The sequence below is a fragment of the Gluconobacter sp. genome (assembly GCF_047722525.1).
Classification (GTDB): Bacteria; Pseudomonadota; Alphaproteobacteria; order Acetobacterales; family Acetobacteraceae; genus Gluconobacter.
In genome coordinates this window covers 155,674-174,855 of record NZ_JBDNYY010000004.1, presented here as the reverse complement: position 1 = coordinate 174,855, position 19,182 = coordinate 155,674, and the positions used below count along the sequence as shown (strand labels likewise).

At 60.3% G+C, this 19,182-nt stretch carries 14 protein-coding genes; 7 read left to right on the top strand and 7 right to left on the bottom strand.

The window, feature by feature from the left end; genetic code table 11:
* Positions 1–54: 54 nt before the first annotated feature.
* From ABF859_RS05710 to ABF859_RS05700, 3 genes are all read left to right on the top strand, one after another.
* The gene (locus ABF859_RS05710; protein ID WP_415526812.1) at positions 55–618 is read left to right on the top strand and encodes a VOC family protein; all 564 of its coding nucleotides are present in this window, start codon (positions 55–57) and stop codon (positions 616–618) included.
* Entirely contained in the window at positions 615–1,130 is a 516-nt protein-coding gene (locus tag ABF859_RS05705; protein WP_415526811.1) for a cupin domain-containing protein, read from the top strand. Before ABF859_RS05710 ends, ABF859_RS05705 begins: the two co-directional genes overlap by 4 nt.
* Before the next feature lie 743 nt (positions 1,131–1,873).
* Complete coding sequence (locus tag ABF859_RS05700) at positions 1,874–5,074, top strand: TonB-dependent receptor domain-containing protein (protein WP_415526810.1); 3,201 nt, start codon at positions 1,874–1,876, stop codon at positions 5,072–5,074.
* Between the two features lie 134 nt (positions 5,075–5,208).
* Here the strand turns inward: ABF859_RS05700 and ABF859_RS05695 are convergent, their stop codons facing one another.
* The 3 genes from ABF859_RS05695 to ABF859_RS05685 are packed head-to-tail and all read right to left on the bottom strand — an operon-like array spanning position 5,209 to position 7,699.
* Positions 5,209–6,444 carry an FAD/NAD(P)-binding oxidoreductase gene (locus ABF859_RS05695; RefSeq protein WP_415526809.1) on the bottom strand — a complete coding sequence of 412 codons (1,236 nt, stop codon included), beginning with the start codon at positions 6,442–6,444 and terminating at the stop codon, positions 5,209–5,211.
* Positions 6,445–6,482: 38 nt separating this feature from the next.
* Positions 6,483–7,451, bottom strand: a complete 969-nt coding sequence (locus ABF859_RS05690) for a nucleoside hydrolase (protein WP_415526808.1) — start codon at positions 7,449–7,451, stop codon at positions 6,483–6,485.
* Complete coding sequence (locus ABF859_RS05685; RefSeq protein WP_211560740.1) at positions 7,448–7,699, bottom strand: DUF3297 family protein; 252 nt, start codon at positions 7,697–7,699, stop codon at positions 7,448–7,450. The genes ABF859_RS05690 and ABF859_RS05685 overlap by 4 nt, the downstream gene beginning before the upstream one ends.
* Positions 7,700–7,891: 192 nt before the next feature.
* Here ABF859_RS05685 and ABF859_RS05680 point away from each other — a divergent pair, with 192 nt between their 5' ends.
* From ABF859_RS05680 to ABF859_RS05665, 4 genes are all read left to right on the top strand, one after another.
* Positions 7,892–9,106 carry a lipase family protein gene (locus ABF859_RS05680; RefSeq protein WP_415526807.1) on the top strand — a complete coding sequence of 405 codons (1,215 nt, stop codon included), beginning with the start codon at positions 7,892–7,894 and terminating at the stop codon, positions 9,104–9,106.
* A 71-nt stretch (positions 9,107–9,177) separates the two neighbouring features.
* Positions 9,178–9,981 carry an SDR family NAD(P)-dependent oxidoreductase gene (locus tag ABF859_RS05675; protein ID WP_415526806.1) on the top strand — a complete coding sequence of 268 codons (804 nt, stop codon included), beginning with the start codon at positions 9,178–9,180 and terminating at the stop codon, positions 9,979–9,981.
* An 80-nt stretch (positions 9,982–10,061) separates the two neighbouring features.
* The gene (locus ABF859_RS05670) at positions 10,062–13,367 is read left to right on the top strand and encodes an efflux RND transporter permease subunit (protein WP_415526805.1); all 3,306 of its coding nucleotides are present in this window, start codon (positions 10,062–10,064) and stop codon (positions 13,365–13,367) included.
* Positions 13,368–13,387: 20 nt separating this feature from the next.
* The gene (locus ABF859_RS05665) at positions 13,388–15,313 is read left to right on the top strand and encodes an alpha/beta hydrolase family protein (protein ID WP_415526804.1); all 1,926 of its coding nucleotides are present in this window, start codon (positions 13,388–13,390) and stop codon (positions 15,311–15,313) included.
* Between the two features lie 38 nt (positions 15,314–15,351).
* On the opposite strand, the gene flgA is transcribed toward ABF859_RS05665, so the two are convergent.
* The 4 genes from flgA to ABF859_RS05645 form a co-directional block, all read right to left on the bottom strand.
* Complete coding sequence (flgA, locus tag ABF859_RS05660) at positions 15,352–16,344, bottom strand: flagellar basal body P-ring formation chaperone FlgA (RefSeq protein WP_415526803.1); 993 nt, start codon at positions 16,342–16,344, stop codon at positions 15,352–15,354.
* A gap of 2 nt (positions 16,345–16,346) precedes the next feature.
* Positions 16,347–17,138: a flagellar basal-body rod protein FlgG gene (gene flgG / locus ABF859_RS05655; RefSeq protein ID WP_415526802.1), complete on the bottom strand. Its 792-nt coding sequence runs from the start codon at positions 17,136–17,138 to the stop codon at positions 16,347–16,349.
* A gap of 34 nt (positions 17,139–17,172) precedes the next feature.
* The gene (gene flgF / locus ABF859_RS05650; RefSeq protein ID WP_415526801.1) at positions 17,173–17,913 is read right to left on the bottom strand and encodes a flagellar basal-body rod protein FlgF; all 741 of its coding nucleotides are present in this window, start codon (positions 17,911–17,913) and stop codon (positions 17,173–17,175) included.
* Between the two features lie 82 nt (positions 17,914–17,995).
* Positions 17,996–19,177, bottom strand: a complete 1,182-nt coding sequence (locus ABF859_RS05645) for a GNAT family N-acetyltransferase (protein WP_415526800.1) — start codon at positions 19,175–19,177, stop codon at positions 17,996–17,998.
* Positions 19,178–19,182 lie beyond the last annotated feature (5 nt).

Sequence of the window (19,182 nt, the reverse complement as noted above, 5' to 3'; positions counted from 1 at the left end):
GGCAACCGTGCGTTTCCTCAGGGGTTGAGATCTTCTGCAACGGAGGATCTTCCCTTGAGCACAGAACATTCAGGTCTGCCGCGTGGCATCGACCATGTCGGCGTCACCGTCCCGGACATCAACGCTGCCATCCGTTTTCTCGAAGAAGCGTTTGGCGCCGTTGCTCTCTACCGTAACGTCACCCGTACGGAGCCCCAGCGCGGCCCGCAGACGGAAAAGATCCTTGGCCTGCCCAGCGGCACCATCGTCGTCGAGATGTGCATGATGGCACTGGGACATGGCCCTGGAATCGAACTGTTCGAAATGAATGGCCCGGACCAGCGTGAGGCCGCACGTCCCTGCGACTGGGGCCTCCAGCATTTCGCGGTCTATGTCGATGACATTCACGCGGCCTGCCACCGCTTCAGGGAAGCGGGCGGCACACTCCTGACCGAACCTCAGGGCCAGCCTTCGCTCGAAGCAGCACCGGGCAACATGTTCTGCTATGGCCGCACGCCCTGGGGCATGATCGTGGAACTGGTCTGCACTCCCCATCAGGAACGCTTCAACGATATCGCCCCCATGGACCGCTACCAGCCACCCCTGCGTGCCACCTCGGGTAAAGGATCCGACACATGACCCGTTTCCTGCCTCTCGCCGCAGTCCTTCTGGCTGCAAGTACTTTCGGTACGGCGGGCGCCGCCGATTCGACACCCCCAACGGCCTGGTACTGGCACAACTGGACAGACCATGACGGCATCAGCCACATGACCCGCTGCCCGTTTCATAACTACATCCTGAAGACCATGTCCAAACCTGCCGGACCGCAATGGCAGGACCATCTTCCTGAGGGAAAGGCGCAGATCATCTCCACCGTACAGCCAGCGCACTGGGATGGAAGCTGGCACCCTGACCCGAAAGTACAGTGGATCATCCCGCTGAAAGGGTCCTGGTACGTTACGGCCATGGACGGGAAAAAGGCCGTCATGGGCCCCGGTGATGTGTCCCTTGGTGAAGACCAGATGAGCCGCAGGGACGCAAAGGGGCATATCGGGCACTTCGCGGGCAATGTCGGCGATGGTCCCGTCACCCTGATGGTCATCCAGACTGATGAACAGCCCACTGTGGATCAGCCCTGCCGTTTTCATTAAGCGTCAAAGGCACCTGATGCCTGATCGGAACAAGCCGAATCCGGATCAACCCTCTGGTTTTCAGTATTCCGGGAGACTTGTTACGAGAACGATCGAAAGACCCAGAATCAGCTAATACCGCCAATATTTCGTGAATAATTCGCAAAACGGGGGTTCTGGAATGATTTTCCTAGAATTTCAGCCTCCGCGTGCCAGACAAAGATCCAGTAGAGTCACCATAACAAACCGTGACTAAGTTACGGTACCGGTATCACCACTGACAACCGGAGCATCCGATGCAAGATGAAACTGAAATACAGACGCACACCTGAATTGATGCAGAATATTTAAAAATCAAATACAAATTATTTGTTTACCACAATAACAAAATTACTTTGATTCAATCAAAATATAGACCATGTAATATGTGTATTTTCCATTAATTATTAAACAATAATTATGCGTATGTGTATTTTTTATATTCTATATTTATTTTATATTGCTTGAATTGTCTTGTCACAATTCTCCTGAAGGGCGGTAATGTGACATAAGCGCAACGCCTTTCATGACATGTGACATGCATGTTGCATTCTTGTAGCAAAAGCGTTGCGCACCGTTTCGATTTCCGATGAAAATGTCGCCAGAGATACAAATTTTCCTTGCGACCTTATCGAGAAGGGACAACGGCCGCGATGACCACCTCTGTGCAACATTCTTTGAAAAGACGCACTCCCGCGCCCCGCACAGTTGTCAGGATGTTCCTGATGGCGGGCATTTCTTACAGCGTCCTGCCAAGTGTGGCCGCTCATGCCCAGAGCGCTACGGCAACACATGCAAAACATACGGCCCACAAGGCATCTGCCAAGAAGAAGGCCGCTACGAAGTCCACCACGGCCACGGCGTCCCAGACGGCAAATACCGCAGTGCCTGTCACGGCAACGGCCGCTGCTCCCGCTGCTTCCACGAACAAGCGGGTCGTGAACGATGCCGAGGCATCCTCCGAGGCTGAAAACCTCAAGGTCTCCGAGACGGTGACGGTCACGGGTACGCGTCTGTCACAGACCCGTCTGACAAACGTCATGGCCGGTACTTCACTCAGCGCGGACCAGATCAAGAAGCGCGGCTATACCGATATCGGCATCGCGCTGATGCGTGAAAACCCGGCTTTCGGCGTCGGCGATAACACGCCGATCGGTAGCCAGGGCAGCTTCGGCGCCGGTCAGTCCTTCACCTCCCTGCTCAACCTCGGCAGTAACCGCACCCTCACACTTATCGATGGCATGCGCATGGTGGGGGGCTCAACAGCATCCCTGTACGGCGCCGGTTCGGGCTCGCAGGTGGACATCAGCGCCATTCCGACCTCTCTTCTGAAGGGTGTGGACACCAAGATTGGTGGCGCGGGCGCTGCTTATGGTGCGGACGCCGTTGCAGGTGTGGTCAACTACCAGCTTGATGATCACTTCACCGGCGTAGACTTCAATGCTCAGGGCAACTGGAGCCAGAAGCTTGACGCGCCCGGCGAAAAGATCACCTTCAAGGTCGGTCATGACTTCGATCACGGCAAGGGCGGAATGGTCTTTGACGTCGAGTACCGCAATCAGGGCGGCATGCTTGACAACGACCGGATTAATCTGACCGGCCGCAATGCGACTACCTATGTACAAGGGCCTGCCGGAACAAGCTCGCCCTATCTGTATAATTTTGCAAAGAACGCGAGAAATGTTCTCGCTACCGTCACGGGTGTCCCCCAGTTAAACGGTGATGATGTTCCCGTATATAATGGAAAAATCTACAGCGGCATTACAAATGCTGCCGGGAATCCATTGATGTTCAGCGGAAATGGACAGTCACTTGTTCCACTGACGTGGGACAGCACAACGTCATCCCGGAAGCCGTTTAATGTTGTTGGCGGCAATGCAACTGCACTTCAGGATTATGGTCAGCTTTATACGCCGACCAATAAACTCAACCTGACGCTGCTCGGCCATTACGACATTACCGATCACATCCATGCGACGTGGCAGGGCTGGTATGCTCGGGGCACAGCAGCCAGTGAAGTCGGCCAGGGCACCTGGACCACGCCATGGTTTAATGAACCATTGACGATGGAGAACTATCATAACGATGGCGCAGTCAACGGTGCCTATACCCTCAGCACCAACAACCCGTTCCTGACGGCGGCTGAACGCACGACCATCAAGAATGCGCTTGCCGCCAATGGACTGCCCACCGACACTTTCTACATGTCGCGCCTGAATCAGGACCTCGACGGCGGCATGTTCCAGACGACGATGCAGATGTTCCGCTTCCAGGGCGGCCTGAATGGTGACTTTGATGCCGTGGGCCGTCATTTCAACTGGAAAGTCCAGGGCGAATACAGCCGCTACATGAATGATACATGGCAGCCGTCTATCGTCGCGCAGAACCTGATCAATGCGCTTGACGCAACGACAGATGCCAGCGGCAACATTGTCTGTGCGCCCGGTTACACCAGTGCACCCGTCAAGACCCGTAGTTCCACCTGCGCAGCCTTCAATCCGTTTGGTACGGGCCAGTCCACGCCTGCGGCGGTGAATTACATTACGGCTGACGCCCATCAGAAGAACACCAACGCACAGCGCGACATCCAGGGCGAAATCTCCAGCACGGTCATGCGTCTTCCCGCTGGCGACGTGAAGTGGGATATCGGTTACGAGCATCGCCGCGAAGGCTATCGTTTCAACCCCGGTGCGTTCTCCCGCGGCTGGGAACAGGAAGATGGTTCATACCTGCAGTACGGCAACTCGACGTCGCTCCCGCCGACGGGTGGTGCGTATCACACGCATGAAGCCTTCGGCGAACTTGATGTTCCGCTGATTTCGCCGAGCATGCATGTTCCGGGCGCCTACAGCCTGTCTGCCACCGCGAACGGCCGTTACATCAACAACAGCATGACCGGTGGTTACTGGACGTACATGTTCGGTGGCGCATGGTGGCCGACGCAGGACTTCGGTTTAAGCGGAAACTATGCCCGTTCGGTCCGTAACCCGTCCGTGACCGAACTGTTCGCGCCGCAGAGCACGGACTATGAAAGTGGAACTGATCCTTGCGCAACAGGGCTTAATTCCGGTCCCAACCCCGCTCTACGTGCTGCGAACTGTGCAAAAGCTGGTATTCCGAGCTCTTTTGTCTCCAATTTTGAAAGTGGCAGCATCACCGGAACTGCGGGCGGAAATAACAAGCTCCAGAACGAAGTTTCAACGAGCTACACCGGATCGCTGGAAATTCGGCCTCGCTTCATCCGTGGCTTTGACTTTACGGGCTCTTTCGTAGACGTGAAGATCAACAATGCAATCACCTATCTGGGTGCTGAAGATGTCATGGACGCGTGCTATGATTCATCGTCCTATGGACCCAGCAATCCTTACTGCCAGGCATTCCACCGCGGGTCTAACCATCAGCTCGATGACTATCAGGTCGGCTATTACAACATCGCCAGCTATGAGACACAGGCACTTCAGGCTCATCTCGAGTACAATACGCCGCTTACCCGTGTTGGCCTCCCGTCGTCCGCCGGTTCTATTGGCCTGACTGGTACCTACGTGCACTACCTGAAGAGCCAGCAGTCCTATCTGAACAACACCTATCTGCTGTCTGGAACGACGAGCGCTCCGAACGACAACTTCACGCTGAATGCCAACTATATCCGTGGCCCGCTCTCGGTTCAGTGGCAGACGCTCTGGTATGGTCCGACGAAGTACGCCGTTCAGGTTCCTGCGACCCAGTACTTTGCCAACAACCGTCCGTCCTTTGCCATGTTCAACCTGACGGTCGGCTATGACATCACCAGGAACTTCAGCGCCAGCTTCATGGTGAACAACATCACCAATGCGCTGCCAAAGTATCCCGGTACCGTCAGCCTGAATCGCTACTACGATGCGATCATCGGCCGTTCGTTCCAGATGAACCTCGGCGTTCATTTCTGATCCTTCGATCAGACGGAACACTGGAAAAGAGGGGCTTCGGCCCCTCTTTTTTTGTCTGTAGTCCAATAAAAAAGCACAAAAAAACGGGGCGGATTTTCATCCGCCCCGTTTCCGGTTTCACATGAGGGAAAGGTTCAGCCCGTCTCTTTGGGGGTATGCTTGACCTTGATATTGTAGCCCTTGAGCATTCCGTACCAGTACAGACGGGGGAAGACTTCCGTCTTGAGGAACCAGGCGAAGCGGCTGGGCTTGCGCTGGTCATACGGAAAGCTCGGCGCGACCTTGCCGCCATACAGGAACTCAGCCAGCACGACCTTGCCATAGGACACCGTCAGCGGGCAGGCGCCGTAACCGTCATAGCTACCCATCTGCGGGCGACCATCGAGCGAGGCGAGCAGATTTTCCACAACAACCGGGGCCTGTTCGCGGGCCGCAGCAGCCGTTTTGGCGTTGCTGGTGCCTAGAACATCCCCAGCGCCGAAGATGTTGTCGTAGGTCTTGTGACGCAGGACGGTCGGATCGACGTCCAGCCAGCCGGCGTCGTTGGCGAGCGGGCTTTTCTTGACGAAATCCGGAGCGCTCTGCGGCGGCACGACATGCAGCATGTCGAACTGGCGCACGACGGTCTGGTCCGTTCCGACGATCTGGAACGTGGCCTCGCGCTTTTCGCCGTCCACCTTGATCAGGTTTTCCTTCATGTGAAGGTTCACGCCATAATAGTCGATCTGGCGCTGGAGCGAGGGCACGAAATAGGACACACCGAACAGCGCATTCCCGGCCAGCGAAAAATCGACCTCCGTGCGATGCAGCGAGCCTTCACGGCGCCAGTGATCGCAGGCCAGATAGACGATCTTCTGCGGCGCGCCAGCGCATTTGATGGGCATGGGCGGCTGTGTGAACAGGGCCTTGCCACCATCGAGATGCCGGATGCATTCCCACGTATAGGCGGCCGTCTCGCGCGAATAGTTGGACGTCACGCCATTGCGGCCGAGCGTCTCGGGCAGACCTTCGATCTTGTCCCAGTCCAGCTGAAGGCCGGGGCAGACGACCAGACGGCGATATTCGACGACACGGCCGCTTTTCAGTGTCACGGTATTGGCCTCGGGCTGAAAGCTTTCGACGCTGTCCCGCAGCCAGGTGACATTGCGCGGGATGAGGCCGCCTTCCTGTCGCAGCGTTTCGGGCAGTGTCATCACGCCAGCCCCGACGAGAGTCCAGCCAGGCTGATAGGCATGGGTCGTAGAAGGTTCGATAATGGCGATCGACAGGTTGGCGCGCTCGCGCCTGAGCTGTGCTGCTATGGTGATGCCGGCGGCACCACCGCCGACGATGACGACTGAGAAGCGATCCTGCTGGGTCGGGTCTGCCATGTTCGGTTACTCCAACGTCATTGTGTGACGGAAAGAGTCTAGTCCAGAAGGGCGAGTCTTTCCGTCAGAAGGGAATAGAAGGCATCTGAATCAACGTCGTTGATCCATAACGCGTTCGGAACGCGATCGGTTACTTTCCACAGGTCCACGACACTCTGACCGATGCACAGCGGCGCGTCGACCTCGATTTCCACATTGCAGTCCCGCCCCGAGAACAGCTCCGGCCACAGGAACCAGCCGATGGTGAGCGGATCGTGCAGGGCACCGCCCTGCCAGCCATATTTCTGCTTTTCAAACCGGTCTTCCGCCCCCAGCATCCGCACCACCATGTCCGTCACCGGCGAGCCGACCGCAGCGATCGGCGCCAGACGGGCCGGAGTGGCAATGGCGCGATGCGTCACATCCAGCGGCAGGAGCGTGATGGGTACGCCGGAGCGCATGACGATCCGGGCGGCGTGCGGGTCCACGAAGAAATTGAACTCGGCGGTCGGCGTGATGTTGCCGCCTTCACGCTGGGCGCCCCCCATGGCCACCACGCGACTGATGCGCGAAGCGATATCCGGCGCATGGGTCAGGGCAAGAGCGAGGTTCGTCATCGGGCCGAGACAGACGAGCGTGATGCTCCCTTCCGGCTCACGGCGCAGGAGATCCACCAGCCAGGTCGCGGCATCAATCCCCTGCGGACGCAGGATCGGCTCGGGAAGATCGGCGCCCCCCATTCCGGTTTCGCCGTGAACATGCTCGGCACTGATGGGCGCGCGATGCAGCGGCCGGGCCGCGCCAGCGAAAACGGGAATGTCCGTGCGGCCGGCCAGTTCGAGCAGCGCGCAGGCATTCCGCGTCGTCAGGGCGACGGGAACGTTGCCGGCGACGGTCGTAATGGCCTCGACCGTCAGTTCCGGCGAGGCCAGCGCCAGCAGGATGGCAACCGCATCATCCTGACCCGGATCGGTGTCGATAACGATGCGGCGGGATGCGATCGGTGTGGAGCCGGCCTGTGTCATCATGCTTCTTCTTCGGAATCCTTGATCCAGACTTCAACCGGTCCTGTGACCTTGATCGTCATGGGGCGGCCACGACGGTCCATGGACTTGCCAACAGCCAGACGCACCCAGCCCTCGCTGATGCAGTATTCTTCGACGGTGGTGCGCTCTTCACCCTTGAAACGGACACCGATACCGCGCGAGAGCAGCTCTTCGTTGTAATACGGGCTGTCCGGGCTGGCGGAGAGACGATCGGGAATGGTGTCGGTCATGGCAGGGCTATCCTCGTTGTATCAGATCCGGTCCTGTCGGAGCGGCTCGTCAGAGGTTTCCTCTGTAGCGCCGGATGGGCGGCTCTCCAAGTGCAGGTCCCTACCCGATGCAGAGCACGACAGCGTGGGGGCGCTCCCACAGCACGTTGAGCACTGCTATGAGAGACGCTTCCCGTCGGAGACAGACCTCTCATGCCGTACCGTTCTTTTCGCCGCAAACCGGAGCGCAGCCTCCCGGGGCTGAGTGCCCTGGCGTTCCTTCTGATGCTGCTGACGGCAGGCATCTCCCTGTCCGGCTGCGCCTCGGAGGACGATGGCGACAACTGGTCCGTCAGCGCCCCTGTCTCGGCGGGGCAGGCCATCCGCCTGGATTCCGTGCCGTCCCATGAACCGGCCTCGGTCTATCGCCTGACCTATCGCAGCACGGATGCGCGCAATCCGCAGCAGCTCGTCCGTGTTTCCGCGCAGGTGCTGGTTCCACGCGGTCGCGCACCTGCGGGTGGCTGGCCCGTTCTGGCCTGGGCGCACGGGGAAAGCGGGCTGCACCTGACCTGTGCCCCTTCGGTTATGGGGATCGGCACCGTACAGGCGCATTTCTATGACGGCTGGCTGCGTCAGGGTTTTGCGATCGTGGCGACCGACTATCCCGGCATGGGAGAGCCCGGCGCGCCGCTCCTGCTGAATGCGCGTTCGGAAGGAATGAGCGTTCTCGATGCCGTCCGGGCGGCCCGGGAACGCCTGCCGGACCTGTCCGAAACCGTGGTGCTGAACGGCCATGCGCAGGGCGGGCAGGCCGTTCTGGCCGCTGCCGCAATGGCCTCGACCTATGCGCCGCATCTGCGGATTCTGGGGACGATCGCCGCCGCTCCGCCCTATCTCGACGAGCAGACGGCGCACGAGCTTCTGCATCCCGCCAGTCCGCACAGCTTCTCGCCTGCCGTGCCGGAACTGCTGACGCTGGGACAGTCACTGGTTGAAGCCGAGCCGTCAACCGACATCAACGAGGCCTTCACGCCACGGGGACAGCGTCTTCTGCATGAGGCAGGATCCATGTGTGCATCGGATTTTTTTCCGATCGCCAAACGCTCCGGCCTGACGCCCGCGACCCTGCTCGCTCCTGATGCCGACCGGGTGCTGGCGCCTGTGTTCGACTGGGCAAAATATCCCGGCTTCTCCCTGCCCTCGCCCGTGCTCATCGAATCCGGCGCACAGGATCTGCATACGTCCACCAGCCAGCAGAAGCGTCTCGTTGCCCGCCTCTGCGCCGCCGGAACCCCCGTGACACATCGCATCCATGATGCCAGCCACAACGGAACGCTGGCCGCCATGACATCGGAAGCCCACAGTTTCGCAGGGCAACTTCTTCAGGGCACAAAACCCCGGTCGGACTGTAACTCTCCGGACTGAAACCAGCGGAAGGAGATGTTTTCGCCCCACCAGGGGTCGCATCCCGGAAACACTCTGTTAGACTCTGCCCCATGAATATCCTGATTACAGGGGCCGCATCCGGCATCGGACGCGGTCTTGCCCTGAAGCTGGCCCGTCCGGGCGTTTCCCTGCAACTCTGCGACCACGCGACAGAGGGCCTGATGGAAACAGCCCGGCGATGTGACGAACAGGGCGCCCGTTCCGTCCCGGTCGTTCTGGACACCCGCAACCGTCAGGGAATGGCAGACTGGGTCGCGGGGGCGGCAGGGGGCCGGCTGGACATGGCGTTCCTCTGCGCAGGTATCACGGGCGGCCTGCCTCCCGAGGCCGACGACGGTCTGGTGCTGGAGCGCGAAGAGCGTGTGTGGGAAATGCTGGACACCAATCTGACTGGAACGCTCAACACGTTCTTTCCCGTCGTGGCAGCCATGCGCAGGCAGATACGGAACGGCGAGAACCTGCGGGGCCGGATCTGTGTCATGGCCTCCATCGCGGGGTTTGTGTGCTACGCGGGAACACCGTCTTATTCTGCGTCCAAGGCCGCACTGGACCGGTTCGTCGTGGCCAATGCCGCCCGTCTGGAGCGTTTCGGCATCAGCCTGACCAGCGTGTGCTGCGGGTTCGTCGATACCCCCATGGTGAAGCAGAACCGTTTCCCCATGCTGGGGCTCGTCTCCACGGAGGAGGCCGTACGCCGGATCCTGCGTGGTACGCTGCGTCAGAGCCGGCGGGTGATCTTTCCGGCCTGGCTGGTCATGGGATCGCGCCTGATGGACCTGCTGCCGCCGCGTCTGGCAGAACGGTATTATGTGACACAGCCTTCCGCGCAGCCGGCGGGAATGCCGGATTTCTGACTCTCTACATGGCGGACATCTGACATTTTGTGTCCTATCAGTAATGACCCGAAGCGCGGTTTTGTGGATAAACTGGCCACATGAATTTCTGCCGCCTGTTCATAGACCGCCCGGTCGCGACGACACTGATGTCCATTGCCATCTTCATGGCGGGGTTCATCTGCTATCCGCTCCTGCCTGTCGCGACGATGCCGGACATGACCACGACCGCCATCATGGTCGTGGCCTCCCAGCCGGGCGCGGACCCGCAGCAGATGGCGACATCCGTGACCACCCCGCTGGAACGCAGGCTGGGGTCCATCGCCGATCTGGAAAGTATCGAATCCGACACCGGCGCCGGACAGGCCCGCATCTTCCTCGAGTTCTCGTCATCACGGAACATCGATGGCGCCCTGCGGGACACACAGGCGGCTTTGCGCGCAGCGAGAGCCGACCTGCCGACCGGGACGATGGACGCCGATCCACAGGCCTTCAAGATGGATGGAGGCGGCTTTCCGGTCTATCTGATGAGCCTGACCGGCGACCAGAAAACCCAGGCCGAACTCTATGATATCGCCAATATCCGCATCAAACCGCTTCTGGCGGAGGTCAAAGGCGTAGGGCGTGTGGAAGTCGTGGGGTCGGCCAACCCCGCCGTGCGCGTCGAACTCAATCCCGGACCTCTCTACAAATGGGGCATCGGCCTGGAGGACGTACGAACCGCCCTGGCTTCGGCCAATGCCTTCACGCCCAAGGGCTTCATCGACAGCCACGGGCAGCGCATGATGCTGTCCACCAATGATCAGGCCATCAATGCGGCCCAGTACCGCGACCTGATCGTCGGGTATCGCAACAATTTCTACCCCGTCCGGCTGAGCGACATCGCCACCATCACCGACAGCGTTCAGGACGTCTACCAGACCAGCTACATTAACGGACACCGCGCCGTCACCCTTGTCGTGACCGCCCAGCCGCATGCCAATACCGTGGCCATCGTGGATGGCATCAACGCCAACCTGACCCATCTGCGCGATGCGCTGCCGGCGGACGTCAATCTCGTCGTGGGTCTCGACACATCCCGCTCCATCCGGGCGTCCCTGGCGGATGCGCGACTGACACTCATCCTGTCCGTCGTGCTGGTCGTGCTCGTGATCCTGCTGTTCTTCCGCAAGATGATCACGACGCTCATTCCGGCCGTGACGGTCCCCATCGCCCTGTCCGGCACGCTGGCGGCCATGGCGGCGTTCAACTTCACGCTCGACGTCCTGTCGCTCATGTCGCTGACCATCGCGGTCGGTTTCGTCGTCGATGATGCCATCGTCGTGCTGGAAAACATCGCGCGACACATGGAGGAGGGAAAAGACCGCTACGAGGCCAGTCTGATCGGCGCTTCGGAAATCGGCTTCACGGTCCTGTCCATCAGCGCCTCGCTGGTTGCGGTGTTCATCCCGCTGCTGTTCCTGCCCGGGGGCGCGGGCTCGATCATGTTCGAGTTCTGCATGACGATGATCTCCGCCATCGTCATCTCGATGTGGCTCTCCCTGACGCTGACGCCGATGATGTGCGCACGCCTGCTGGAAATCGACCATGGCGACCATCCCCGAAAAGGCGTGTTCGGCCACATCGCCTTCATTACGGAAACCTCGCTGGACTGGACGCTGAAGCAGTATGGCCGCTCCATGCACTGGTGCCTGCGTCATCCCGTCCTGATGGGGCTGACCCTTCCGCTCAGCTTCGTGGTGCTGGTGGGTTCCGTCGTGCTGATGCCCAAGGAGTTCATTCCGTCGCAGGACATGTCGCTGCTGGCCGGGCGCATCAAGGGTGACGCCACGATGTCGTTCCAGGAAATCGACAGGCGCCTGCGGGAAGTGGGGGCCGTGGCCCAGACGGACCCGGATGTCACATCCACCACCATTTTCAGCGACGACAAGAACAGCGGCGAGCTCTACCTCCATCTGAAGGAAAAGGACCAGCGCGCCTCGGCCGAGGTCATTCTGGACCGGATCCGCAAGCGCCTGCCGGACGAACCGGGCGCGGATGTCTCGTTCTGGAGCGTCGGCGGCAGCAGTCAGGGGGGCAACAGCTCCAAGAATACCGGCGCCTACCGTTATGTCCTGCGCGGCGACAATGTCTCCGACCTGTTCGGCTATGTCCCCACCCTTCTGGGTGCCCTGCGGGCATCGGGTAAGCTGGTCAATGTCTCCTCCACCACCGAAGGGCAGTCCGTCGCGGCCTACATCACCGTCGATCGCGATACGGAAGCCCGTTATGGCGTAACGCCGCAGCTCATCCAGAACGTGCTGTATGATTCATACGGCCAGGCCATTGCGTCCACGATCCATCTGCCCACCACCGAGCACCGCGTGGTCATGGTGCTGGCCCCGCAGTACCGCATGGATCCCGAAACACTGAGGCAGGTCTGGATTTCCACCTCCGCGGGTACGGCGGCGGGTGGTGTGGCCTCCAACCTGATCCGCGCCCGCAGCGCCGCCAGTACTTCGGCGAACAGCTTCACGTCCCTCGCCACAGCCTCCATCCAGAACTCGCTGGCCAACCAGATTTCCGGCAACACATCGAGCGGTGCCGCCGTCTCATCCTCGACCGAGACCATGATCCCGCTGATCAATGTCGCCTCCCTCCTGTGGAAGCCGCAGCCGCTCGATATCACCCATCGCGGCAACTACTATTCCGCCAATATCTCGTTCGATCTGGCGACGGGCGTGAGCTACAATGACGCGGTCGAGCTGATCAAGCAGACCATGCAGGCAACGCATGCGCCGGACGGTGTTCTGGGCGACTTTACGGGAACGGCCGGCGATACCCGCAAGCTCATGATCAACGGCGGACTGGCATTCCTCGCCGCAATCGCCGTGATGTATATCGTGCTGGGTATTCTCTACGAGAGCCTGATCCATCCCATCACGATCCTCTCTACCCTCCCCTCCGCCGGTATCGGCGCGGTTCTTGGACTGTGGATTGCGGGAGAGTCCTTCAGCATCATTGCCATGATCGGCATCATCCTGCTGACGGGCATCGTCAAGAAGAACGCCATCCTGGTCATCGACTTTGCCATCCATGCCGAACGTGTCGAGAAGCTTTCTCCGAAGGATGCCATCTTCAAGGCGTCCATCACCCGCTTCCGCCCCATCCTGATGACTTCCCTTGCCGCTGCTCTGGGCGCGGTGCCGCTCATCATCAGCAATGGTTACGGGGCGGAAATGCGCCGTCCACTGGGTGTTTCCATTCTCGGCGGCATGATCGTCAGCCAGCTTCTGACCCTTTACACCACGCCAATCGTCTATCTTTGGATGGATGCCATCGGAGCAGGAACGAAACGTCTGTGCCACCGGCTGCTGGGCCTTCTGCGCCGCCACAACAACGCTGCTCCCTCCGCCAGACAGATCTGAACCCGGACGATAAACGCCTCATGACCTTTTCCCGTCGCCTTGCCCTGCTGGCTGGCCTGTTCCCGATGACGGCACTTGCCGCTCCCGTCCAGCTTTACACACATCTTGCCCTCTCTCCCGACGGAACACGGCTCCTCTCGCTGGAGCATCCCGCCGGACAGCCGGGACAGACCGTCACGTCCCAGCCCGTATTGTATGCGCTTCCCTCGGGCGCCCGCAGTTCCCTCCCGCTGTGTCATGGCTGCGTGGCCGGTTCCTTTACCTGGAGGCGGGACGGGCAGGCGATGGCCTATGTCCTGAAAGATCCGTCCGCAAAGACGCTCTCGGTCTGGCAGGCTGACCGGGACGGCCATCATGCCGTGCAGGTCCTGACCTTTACAGGCACGCTTCAGTCCCTGTCCTACGGGCCGGACGGCCAGCTTGGCGTTCTGGCGATCGAGAACGCCCATCGTCAGCCCGGCGCTCTCGAAGCAGGAGCCCCGCCGTCCGGAGAAATCAATACACAGGTGGACGAACAGCGGATTGCCACGATCGAGAACGGCCGACTGAACTGGCAGTCTCCCGCGGATCTGTACGTCTACGAATATGACTGGCGTCCGGATGGACAGGGCTTTGTCGCCACGGCCGCTCCGGGCAACGGTGACGATCACTGGTGGATTGCAAAGCTCCATGCCTTTGCAAAGGGCTCTGATACCGTTCTGTACACGCCGCCCCAGCAACAGCAGCTTAACCTTCCCCGCATCTCCCCGGATGGAAAGCAGGTGTCCTTCATTGGCGGCCTGATGAGCGATTACGGAGCGATTGGCGGGGATGCCTACAGTCTGGACCTGACGAAGCGCGGTGCCCGGCCGGTCAATCTGACGCCGGGGCTGAAAGCTACCGTGACCGACCTGTCCTGGAACTGCGGTCCGGGGCTGATCGCCGCAGGGCTCAAGGGAGACCGGAGCGCGATCTGGTCCCTGCAGGGTGGCCTGAGATCGCTCTGGGAAGACCCGACACTGATCTCGGATGGCCGGTCCGAACCCAGCCTGGCCTGCGCGGGAGGGCATACCGCCATTGTCCGGCAGAGTTTTGAAAAAGCTCCTGAAATCGCCGCGGGCCCCATCGCGCTGTGGAAACCCGTGAACCGGGACAATGCCACGCAACCGCCACATCTCAGGGCCCGCAGCCTGACCTGGAAAAGCGATGGTTATGCCGTGCAGGGGTGGCTGCTGGAACCGCTGACGCGCAAAGCCGGCATGGAGCAGAACGGCAAGGTGCCGATGATCGTGTATGTTCATGGCGGTCCATCCAGTGCGTCAGGCCCGCGCTATCTGCATGATCACGGGCGCATGGAAATGGCGCTGCTGGATGCGGGGTATGACGTGTTCATGCCCAATCCGCGGGGCAGTTTCGGACAGGGCGAGACGTTCACCGCCGCGAACCGCCGGGATTTCGGGCACGGGGATCTGCGCGATATCCTCCGTGGGATTGATGCCGTCGAAAAGACGGCTCCGGTCGATGACCGTCGTCTCGGGCTGACCGGATTTTCCTATGGCGGCTACATGACGATGTGGAGCGTCACCCAGACCGACCGCTTTCGTGCGGCTGTGGCCGGAGCGGGAATTGCGAACTGGCTGTCCTATTATGGCGAAAACAGCATCGATAGCTGGATGCTGCCCTTTTTCGGAAAATCCGTTTACGACGATCCGGACATCTACGCCCATTCCTCGCCCATTCTCTATATCCGGCAGGTCCACACTCCGACGTTCATTTTTGTCGGGTCCGCGGATGAAGAGTGCCCCATGCCCCAGAGTCAGGAGTTCTTCCATGCGCTCCAGACGCTGCATGTGCCGAGTTCACTCGTCATCTATCCGGGACAGGGCCACGGCATGAGAAATCCACAGGCCTGGGACGATGCCGTACAGCGCACCATCCACTGGTTCGACCATTACCTCATGAAATAAGGTCGGCTGGCCGAACCGGGCTCCCATGTTCCGCAACGTCAGAGCGTGGGAAGTGCCGTTGTCTGCTGGTGGGTCCGGTTATCGGCAGAGAGAGGCATGATGCCGGGGATGACTTCCACTTCCGTCCGGTCCACCACACGTCCCGTCAGGACCATGTGGCTGCTGGCATTGTAAACATGCACGGTGTCGCCCTTCCCGCCCGTTTCCAGCACAGTGCCTGAAACAGTCAGATGAAGGCTCGGACCGGAGAACGTCGCCACCACCGGTGATCCGCGATGCACAAGCTGGGGGTGGGCCAGTTCGGACACACTGAGAACCTGACCTGCCGCGAGCACGCCGCGCGCTTCCAGACCGACAGCATCCTCAGGTGCCTGAAGGGCGTCATCCGGAATCAGGCCGACCCGCACAAACGTCATGGTGACGTCTTCCGGAAGAATAGGCTGTCCCGTTCGCATGGCATGACGCAGGGTTACCGCACGTACTTCCATGGTCGCCGTTCCGCTCACATTGAAAGCCGTTCCCTGTCCACCTTTGGCAGAGGGGACTTCAAGCCGTGCGGTAAAATGTTCGCTGCCATGCGGGGGACGATCGATATGCAGGATGGTCGGAGCACCCTGATCCGCAACCGGAACCGGCACAGGCTTGAACCCTGTCAGGGCCACTTCCACCCGCGCCTCCGACGGCAGTTCCAGCCCTTCCCGGACGACAGGAAGAACATCATCCACCGTGATCATGCGCGCCGTATGCGTCACGGTCGTGGACACCAGTGGTGAGGCGTCGGGCCAATCCACGCCGAACTGTGCTGCGATCGCTGTCAGTTGCGGGCCACCCACCACATAACTTGCGCCCAGGGCCGGAGCGTCGCCGATATCGGTATCCTGTCCCTTTCCCAGATCGGCGAACAGATCGGACAGGCGCACGCGCGGATGATCGACATTGACGTTTGTCCGCAGTGTCGCGGCCGAAGCGGATGACAGAACACCGCACCCTGCCAGCAGCAGCATGCCACCTGTCAGCAGGATACGGTTCATGCTCAGTTCCCGCCCAGATTGGTGACGGTCTTCATCATGTCGTCAGAGGCGGTAATGACCTTGCTGTTCATCTCATAGGCGCGCTGGGCCGTGATGAGGTCGGTGATTTCCGTCACGACATTGACGTTCGAGTTCTCGACATAGCCCTGCATGATGCTGCCGTAACCTACGGCTTCGGGGTTGCCCATCATGGCGTCGCCGGATGCCGTCGTCTGGGTGAACAGGTTCTGTCCCATTGCGGCCAGACCATTCTCGTTGGTGAAGATGCCGAGCTGAAGCTGTCCGACAAGCGTCGTGTTGTTCTGTCCGGCGATCTGCACGCTGACCTGACCGGACTGATCGACGGAGATGCTCTGCGCATTGTTGGGGATCGTGATCGTCGGGCTGATGAGATAGCCGTCCGCCGTCACGAGCGAGCCGTTATTGTCCATCGAAAACGTGCCGTCGCGGGTATAGGCGAGCTGCCCGGACGGAAGCTGGACCTGAAAGTAGCCCCGTCCCTGCACGGCCAGATCCAGGGAATTGCTGGTCTGTTCAAGGCTGCCCTGATCGTTGATGCGGTAAATGGCGGCTGTCTTCACACCCAGGCCAACCTGCGCACCGGCGGGAATGGTCGTGCCCGTATCGGACGAACTGGCACCCACGCGGCGGATATTCTGGTAGATCAGGTCCTGAAACTCGGCGCGGGAGCGTTTGTAGCCCGTCGTGCTCATGTTCGCGATGTTGTTGGAAATGGTTTCGACGTTGGTCTGCTGGGCCTGCATGCCCGTTCCGGCGATGTCGAGTGCGCGCATGGAGAGTTATCCTTAGTCCCGTGAGGGTCAGTAATCAGGCCGAGACCTGAACAATCTTGTCGATGGCGTTCTTCTGGCGCGACGCTTCCGCATCGACGAACTGCGCCATGAATTCGAAATTCCGCTGGATTTCCATCATCTTGGTGACTTCGGTCATCATCTGGACGTTGCTGCCCTCCACCATGCCCTGCACGATATTGGGGCGCTCGACGGCGGTGGTCGGCTGCTCCGTGCGCAGAAGCCTGCTGCCCTCCGCCTGGAGCTTGTTGTCGTCCTGCGCCGTCACGATTCCGATCTGGCCCTGCTCGCCGGTTTCGGTCGAAATTACGCCGTCTGCGGAAATGGTGATGCGGTGGTCGGTCTGGGGCAGTTCGATCGGCTGGCCGTCACGGTCCAGCAGGGCATTTCCGTTTTCATCGACAATGGCGCCGTCCTGCTGTTCCTCGAAACGTCCTGCCCGTGTCAGGCGGACGCCATTGGCGGTGCGGACCTGAAAATAACCTTCGCCCCCCAGAGCAAGATCAAGGGGATTGCCGGTCGCCTGCATGTCACCCTGCTGGAAGTCCCGGTACGTCGCACGGTCCTGCGTATAGGATTCCGTATCCGCGCCTTCGGCCTGCTTCGAGCCGTGCTGGTGGGAGAGGAAATCACTGAAAAGGACATTTTCGCGTTTGTAGCCCACGGTCGAAGCATTCGACATATTGGCCGCGACCACGGACATGGCACGCTGCTGGGCATCCATGCGCGAAAGCGCGATATAGGTACTGTTCTCCATGGGCTTTACAGGCTCCGGTCAATCCCGATTTCGGAGCACAGCCTAACGGCAGAAAGCTTTCCCAATCGTTAAACGAACAGGGTTATCCCGACTCGCCGTGACGATATGGTGAAAGAGTCATCAGTTCCGCCGCCTCCGCCTGCATGGCAGTCCGTTCCTCTTCCACAAAGGCGGCCACAGCCTGCCGCAGACCCGGATCGAGAATGGCGTGAGCGGAATGGGTGAAGGTCGGGAGATAGCCGCGCTGGATCTTGTGTTCACCCTGAGCACCTGCTTCGACGCGGGACAGGCCATGCTCGATGGCGAAATCGATCGCACGGTAGTAGCACAGCTCGAAATGAAGGAAGGGCCAGTCGCCCTCACAGCCCCAGTTCCGGCCGAACAGCGCGTCCGTCCCCATGAGGTTCAAAGCACCCGCAACGGCTTTACCCTCATGATGGGCCATCATCAGGACCACACGATCCCCGAGACGTTCGGACAGCATGGGAAAGAAGCGCTCCGTCAGATAGGCGCTCCCCCATTTCCGGTCGATCGTGGACTGGTAGAACCAGTAGAACGCCTTCCAGTCTTCCGGAGTGATCTGGTCTCCACGCAGTGTGCTGAAGGTCAGACCACAGGACTGTGCGGCACTGCGTTCCTTGCGGATGGATTTGCGCTTGCGGGACGACAGGGCGACCAGAAAATCATCGAACGTGGCGTAACCGTTGTTCTGCCAGTGATACTGAATGCCCGTACGCGGCAGATAACCCGCTTCGGTAAAGGCCTCCATCGAAGCAGCATCGCAGAAATTGGCGTGCAGGGAGGACAGACCGAGCTGGGCCGTGGCCTGAATGAGCGCGGACGCCAGTGCCTCCGCCACGCCTTTCGGATCTGGAAGGTCAGGACGCAGCAGCAGCCTTGGCCCGGGAACCGGCGAGAACGGAACGGCGCAGACGAATTTCGGATAGTAGCGACCGCCGGCAGCCTCATAGGCCCGGGCCCAGCTCTGGTCGAACACATACTCGCCCCAGGAATGGGATTTTCCGTAAAGCGGGGCGAGGGCTGCGATTGTTCCGTCCGGCGCGCGCAGTGCGGCATGACGCACGAGCCAGCCCGAGCGGTCCGCAACGGAACCGCTGTCTTCAAGGGCGGACAGGAAGCCGAAAGAGACGAACGGATTGTCCCCTCCCGCGCAGGTGTCCCAGGCCTCGGCCCCGATCTCGTGGATCGAGGCATGAAGGCTCAGGCTCCAGTCAGGCGAAGGGACGGTATCCGTTTCTCCCACGCAGT

What these genes read in the sequence shown, in the direction of transcription:
- ABF859_RS05680 (WP_415526807.1), top strand. Translation starts at nt 7,892, where the DNA reads ATGCCGTACCGTTCTTTTCGCCGCAAACCGGAGCGCAGCCTCCCGGGG.
- ABF859_RS05675 (WP_415526806.1), top strand. Translation starts at nt 9,178, where the DNA reads ATGAATATCCTGATTACAGGGGCCGCATCCGGCATCGGACGCGGTCTT.
- ABF859_RS05670 (WP_415526805.1), top strand. Translation starts at nt 10,062, where the DNA reads ATGAATTTCTGCCGCCTGTTCATAGACCGCCCGGTCGCGACGACACTG.
- ABF859_RS05705 (WP_415526811.1), top strand. Translation starts at nt 615, where the DNA reads ATGACCCGTTTCCTGCCTCTCGCCGCAGTCCTTCTGGCTGCAAGTACT.
- flgA (WP_415526803.1), bottom strand. Translation starts at nt 16,344, where the DNA reads ATGAACCGTATCCTGCTGACAGGTGGCATGCTGCTGCTGGCAGGGTGC.
- flgG (WP_415526802.1), bottom strand. Translation starts at nt 17,138, where the DNA reads ATGCGCGCACTCGACATCGCCGGAACGGGCATGCAGGCCCAGCAGACC.
- ABF859_RS05700 (WP_415526810.1), top strand. Translation starts at nt 1,874, where the DNA reads ATGGCGGGCATTTCTTACAGCGTCCTGCCAAGTGTGGCCGCTCATGCC.
- ABF859_RS05665 (WP_415526804.1), top strand. Translation starts at nt 13,388, where the DNA reads ATGACCTTTTCCCGTCGCCTTGCCCTGCTGGCTGGCCTGTTCCCGATG.
- ABF859_RS05695 (WP_415526809.1), bottom strand. Translation starts at nt 6,444, where the DNA reads ATGGCAGACCCGACCCAGCAGGATCGCTTCTCAGTCGTCATCGTCGGC.
- ABF859_RS05690 (WP_415526808.1), bottom strand. Translation starts at nt 7,451, where the DNA reads ATGATGACACAGGCCGGCTCCACACCGATCGCATCCCGCCGCATCGTT.
- ABF859_RS05685 (WP_211560740.1), bottom strand. Translation starts at nt 7,699, where the DNA reads ATGACCGACACCATTCCCGATCGTCTCTCCGCCAGCCCGGACAGCCCG.
- flgF (WP_415526801.1), bottom strand. Translation starts at nt 17,913, where the DNA reads ATGGAGAACAGTACCTATATCGCGCTTTCGCGCATGGATGCCCAGCAG.